This window comes from Pantoea piersonii (assembly GCF_003612015.1).
Classification (GTDB): Bacteria; Pseudomonadota; Gammaproteobacteria; order Enterobacterales; family Enterobacteriaceae; genus Pantoea; species Pantoea piersonii.
The window spans coordinates 1-4,960 of record NZ_RARB01000022.1; the positions used below are offsets into that span (position 1 = coordinate 1).

General features: G+C 51.3%; 6 protein-coding genes and 1 pseudogene. 1 reads left to right on the forward strand and 6 read right to left on the reverse strand.

Annotated elements, in window-relative coordinates; all coding sequences use genetic code 11:
• Positions 1-260: 260 nt before the first annotated feature.
• The 6 genes from D7S44_RS23075 to D7S44_RS23100 form a co-directional block, all read right to left on the reverse strand.
• A complete protein-coding gene (locus D7S44_RS23075; RefSeq protein WP_004118031.1) occupies positions 261-1,385 on the reverse strand; it encodes a nickel/cobalt efflux protein RcnA in 1,125 nt (374 codons plus the stop codon).
• Between the two features lie 11 nt (positions 1,386-1,396).
• Positions 1,397-1,666 carry a metal-sensing transcriptional repressor gene (locus D7S44_RS23080; RefSeq protein WP_004118036.1) on the reverse strand — a complete coding sequence of 90 codons (270 nt, stop codon included), beginning with the start codon at positions 1,664-1,666 and terminating at the stop codon, positions 1,397-1,399.
• 172 nt (positions 1,667-1,838) lie between these two features.
• A complete protein-coding gene (locus tag D7S44_RS23085) occupies positions 1,839-2,528 on the reverse strand; it encodes a hypothetical protein (protein ID WP_004118039.1) in 690 nt (229 codons plus the stop codon).
• A 13-nt stretch (positions 2,529-2,541) separates the two neighbouring features.
• On the reverse strand, positions 2,542-3,279 hold the full coding sequence (locus tag D7S44_RS23090) for a HupE/UreJ family protein (RefSeq protein WP_063151156.1): 738 nt from the start codon (positions 3,277-3,279) through the stop codon (positions 2,542-2,544).
• A 44-nt stretch (positions 3,280-3,323) separates the two neighbouring features.
• Positions 3,324-3,707, reverse strand: coding sequence for a hypothetical protein (locus D7S44_RS23095; protein ID WP_004118043.1), 384 nt, complete (start codon positions 3,705-3,707; stop codon positions 3,324-3,326).
• A 147-nt stretch (positions 3,708-3,854) separates the two neighbouring features.
• Positions 3,855-4,496 carry a recombinase family protein gene (locus tag D7S44_RS23100; protein WP_045270074.1) on the reverse strand — a complete coding sequence of 214 codons (642 nt, stop codon included), beginning with the start codon at positions 4,494-4,496 and terminating at the stop codon, positions 3,855-3,857.
• Between the two features lie 14 nt (positions 4,497-4,510).
• On the opposite strand from D7S44_RS23100, the pseudogene D7S44_RS23105 reads away from it, so the two are divergent.
• Positions 4,511-4,855, forward strand: a pseudogene (locus D7S44_RS23105) (Tn3 family transposase); the annotation flags it as partial.
• Between the last annotated feature and the right edge of the window lie 105 nt (positions 4,856-4,960).

Here is a 4,960-nt window from a genome sequence, read left to right on the forward strand (position 1 = left end):
ATAGTCATAACGAATTCCTCCGGGACGATGTGTACCCCATGATTGCACAAGAGTTAATCAGGCGCATAATCAGGGGAAGTCCCTTCCATTCGTTAAGGCGAACATTTGTACTGCCGAAGGGCAGGCAGGAACCAAAGTGGTATAGACGGGATAGCTGTAACTATTGAAATAGTGGGTGCGAGATTGTCTGACTGGTTTTACATCTGCTTCGGAGAACTTAGTGCAACGCCCCGGCGACTGCCGGGACGAATACGCAAGGGTTATTGCATAATCCCTGACCAGCCGTGATAGCCCATATAAATTCCCACCAGGGCAATCAGCACGCTGGAGAAATAGGGAGCCCGACGCGCCAGGGTATCAAATCCACGCCAGCGCTTTGTGGCCTGTCGCACACTGTAGGCCGCTGCGGCACCCACCGTGACCAGCGTGATTGCCAGGCCAATACTGAAGCATAAAACCAGCGCGGCCCCGAGTGAAAACTCTTTCACCTGAATACAAAGCAGAAGGACCGTAATGGCAGCCGGACACGGGATCAGCCCGCCTGTCAGCCCAAACAGGATTATCTGACCGGTGGTCACATTCCGGTTGGCGAAGCGTTTTTTAATATCGTTAGCATGGGCTTTTTCATGCGCATCCTGGTATTCCTTTGAGGAGGCATCCAGTCCTTCGAGCGCTGAATGTTCGTGTTCGTGTTCATGAAATGTCACGTCGTAGTCATGAACATGACCGCGATGACCTAACGTCAGACGAACCTCAAAGCTGTGCGGCTCCGGGATAGCCTGTGTGGACTCCATGAAGCCGTCTTTCTCGACAAAATCGAAGACCTGCGAAAAGGTGCCTTTACCCCGGTTTGTCACCAGTGAGACATCCCGGGTTTGCCAGTTCTGACCGCTCAGGGTACGAAAACGCCAGTGCGGCAGCTGGCCTTCTTCAAAAATAGAGAGTTCGACTTTACCGTGGCCGGTATCAATAATCCGCGTTTCGTCATGCTCATGATGCCCGTGCGCATGTTCTTCTTCCTGCTCCAGTTTCCACAGACGTTCACCGCTCCATGTCCGCCAGAACATCCATGCCGCAGTGCCGAGAATAATGACGGCGGAAATCAGCTGAAACCAGGGTTCGGCTGATTCAGCGGTGAATTTCCGGCTGATATACATCCCGCCCAGCGCAATCATCCAGACGATGGCCGTATGGGAAAGCGTGGCAGCCAGGCCCAGCATGACAGCCTGTCTGACGGTTCCCCGGATAGCGACAATAAAAGCGGCCATCATGGTTTTGGAATGTCCCGGCTCAAGACCGTGAAGCGCACCGAGCAAAATGGCGCTGGGAACAAACAGCCATGCGTTGGCCACGCCCTGCTGTAACAACGCAGAAAAATCGGTCATTTTCTCTTACCTCAAAGGTACCTGGTTATCTCTTTAAATTCGCTGAGCGACGTGTCAGATGCATGCTGGCTGTCTTCCAGGGCATGTTCCAGACAATGGTCCAGGTGATCATGAATAAGCGTTCGCTTGGCATTCGTTATCGCCTTTTCCACAGCGGACAACTGCTGGGCGATATCCAGGCACGGTTTTTCGTCTTCGAGCATCTGGATAGTGCTCTTCAGATGCCCTGCGGCACGTTTCAGCCTTTTAATGATGTCGGGGTGTGAAGTGTGAACTGACATGATTTCCTCCTCTTCTCCGGGCGATGGGAATATTCGCCTCGCCACATCCCCCCCAGGGGGATAAGGAATGTTAAAGAAGCGGATGAGCAAAGGCAAGCATTCTTCCGGGCAGGAGCAGAAATAAAAGGGGCTGAACGGAGGCGAAAAACCCGGGCAAGCCCGGGTTGGCAGATTAAATAACGCGTTTAATCGTCATGTACTGGCCGTTGGTATCCAGACGGATCGTGACGCTCTTCGTGCCACGGTTGCGCCAGAACCAGCCATGCTTTCCGTCGAAAGCCGCCTGGATAATCCCCTCTTTGGCGGTGATCTGGCGATCTTTCCCGTAACCGTGATAGAACCCCTTCGGCGCATTGGTCGGATCACCATGGGCATCAACGTTAACCGGTCCGGAGCTTGTCCATTGATAACTCACCTGCGCATCCTTACGCATGTCGAGTTTAATCTCTGCGGCTTCGTTTGGCTTAAGCGTAATCACCATCTGGTTGCGTTGAACACCCGCCGCCTTCGTTTCCTGTGACGGTATGACGGACGGGGTATCCCGCTCCGGAGCACTGTTTTGCGCTATCACCGGGGGATTATCAGGAACCGTGCTTACCGTCGCTGGGCGGGCAACCGGGGCCTGAATATTGACGACGGCCTGTTGGTCCGACTCCGCTTCTTCAGCCAGCTGCGTTTTGATCTCTCCCATTTGTTTTAACCCGAGAACCCGGCCTATGCCGGTTGGGTCTATAGCATATTCAGACGGCATCACCACGGTAATGAGTAATGTCAGGGCAACGATGGCGGCCATCAGGGTGGACTGCATCAGCTTCAGTGAAGAAGGAAGCTCAGCGCGGGTAGGTAAATCAGTGTTGTACATAATTCATTCTCTCTCAGGCAAGGATATAGCCACAAAGTTGGTAGCTCATCAGCAGGAAACCGGCGCTCATCATCACAACGTTAGCGGTGTAGGCATGACGGAAAAAGCTCGCGGTCTGACGCCAGTAACTCATCACGATCAGAATGGCGCTGAGAGCCAGTAACTGGCCTATCTCCACCCCCACATTGAACGCGATCAGATTAACGAACAGGCCATCAGGGGAGATCTCGAATTCCTTTATTTTCGTCGCCAGACCAAAGCCGTGGAAGAAACCAAAGATGAGCGTTGCCAGTCTGGTATCCGGCTGGAAACCAAACCAGCGCTGGAACGCCCCAAGATTATCGAGCGCCTTATAGACCACCGACAGACCGATGATGGCATCAATGAGATACGCGCTGACGCTGATATCAAAGAAAACGCCAATCAGCAGCGTGCTGGAGTGACCAATGGCAAACAGGCTGACGTACAAACCGATGTCGCGCATTTTGTAGAGAAAGAAAATCACCCCGAACAGAAACAGCAGGTGATCGTAACCGGTCACCATGTGCTTTGCACCAAGGTAGATAAACGGGAGGATGTTTATCCCGGTAATTTCCTGAATGTACCCTTTGTCGCCTTCGGCTACGCCGTGTGCAGATGCACCCTGGCTGTAGCAAAGCAATAAAAGTACAAAAAACAGACAGGCAGAGCGCATTCTGGCGGAAAACAGGCCGTCATACACCCCGCCACGTAATGCAAGGTTCGTGAACATAAAAAATCCTTAAGCTATGAATAATAACGCTTTAACAGCAGAAATCAGACAAGCCCGGACCTTGGGGGACGCTCAGGAGTAGACAGGGAAACGAAATAATGACGGGGACTTCCATGACCATACACAGCTCTGTTTTTGCCCTGCCAGACATAGAATTCCGTCAGTGCAAAAAGCTTATTGATGTCATGAGAATGATCGGCATTCAGGTGATGCACATTGCCGTGGGAATGAAATAAGAGCGTGTTGTGCTCATCAGGGGAAGCATCATTATCGTGCTGATGTGCTTCGGTGGTCTGCATCGATGACATCTGAGAGGACTGCGGTTTTGCCAGCAGCAAAGCGCTCATCATGGCAAAGGCCACAACAAACAGCACAGCTCTGGAGATAAACGCAGATTTCACAAACACCGCTAACGACACCTTTGCCATAAAAGTAACTTTCGGCGCTAATCTAAACTGCCTGCTGGTTGCATAGCAATGGAAATTTTCAGGTCTTCTGGTCGTCCCGGTAAGATGAAAGAAGAATTATTCGCTGTCATTTCATCTCTGGCGCAGAAGACATCTGAGCAGCCAGATTTAATCAGTACCGGATATTTTGTTAAGTGCCTGTATCCGACAAACCTGAGAAGAACTATAGCCGGTAGCTTCTGCGGTCTCCCGTATACTGAGTTTCTTAACCTGTCGGTAGTACAATACCTTTTGATGTCGTTCGTGATCGGCCTGCTTGCCCCGGTATTTACCCAGAGAATGAGCGCGTTTAATTCCCTGTTGCTGTCGCTGGCGGCGACTCAACCAGTCCTTATGTGACATTGCGGCCATCAGGTCGATCAACATATTGTTGATAGCCGTAATGACAGCGCGGGTTATCGGGTCAGCCTGTGTAGGGTCTTTATCTGACAGAGCCTGCCATGACGTGGGGACATCCAGACTGACAATCCGCAACTCGTGTTGCTCAATTTGCTTTTTCAGCGTCATCCAGTCGCTGTTGCTCAGGCGAGTCAGACGGTCTATCTGCTCGACCAGTAAAATATCATTATGGTGACTGTCCATTAGCAGTCGTCCCAGTTCCGGGCGGTCCAGTTTTGTACCACTGATGTTCTCCCGGTAGTAGCTGGCTATTTTATACCCTCTTTCCTGAACGAACTGCTCCAGCATGTCTTTTGCCCGATCCGCAAACTGATCTTCCGTCGACGCTCGCAAATAAGCTCTGATGAACATTTTTTCACCGCACTAAAGGAGAAGCCCGGAATGCGCTTGCCAGAGCCGTCTTTATGCATCGTCTTGGCGAAATAAGGGATCGAGGCCTGGAAAACCAGAGTTACCGCGCCAGTGGACTTACGCTAATTACCGCCGCGATCACATTGTGGAATACCGTATATATAGAAAACGCCATTAACCTGCTGAAAAGGAAGGGGCTGCATCTCAATGAGCAATTGCTGTCACACTTGTCTCCGCTGGGCTGGGAGCAAATTAATCTTACGGGAGACTATATCTGGCGAAACAATAAAAAACTGGCAGAAGGGAAGTATCGACCTTTGCGGCCAGTTGATGTCAGTCAGTACAAAAAACAGCCTTAACGAATGGAAGGGACTTCCCCTGATTATGCGCCTGATTAACTCTTGTGCAATCATGGGGTACACATCGTCCCGGAGGAATTCGTTATGACTATCACGACTGTTGGT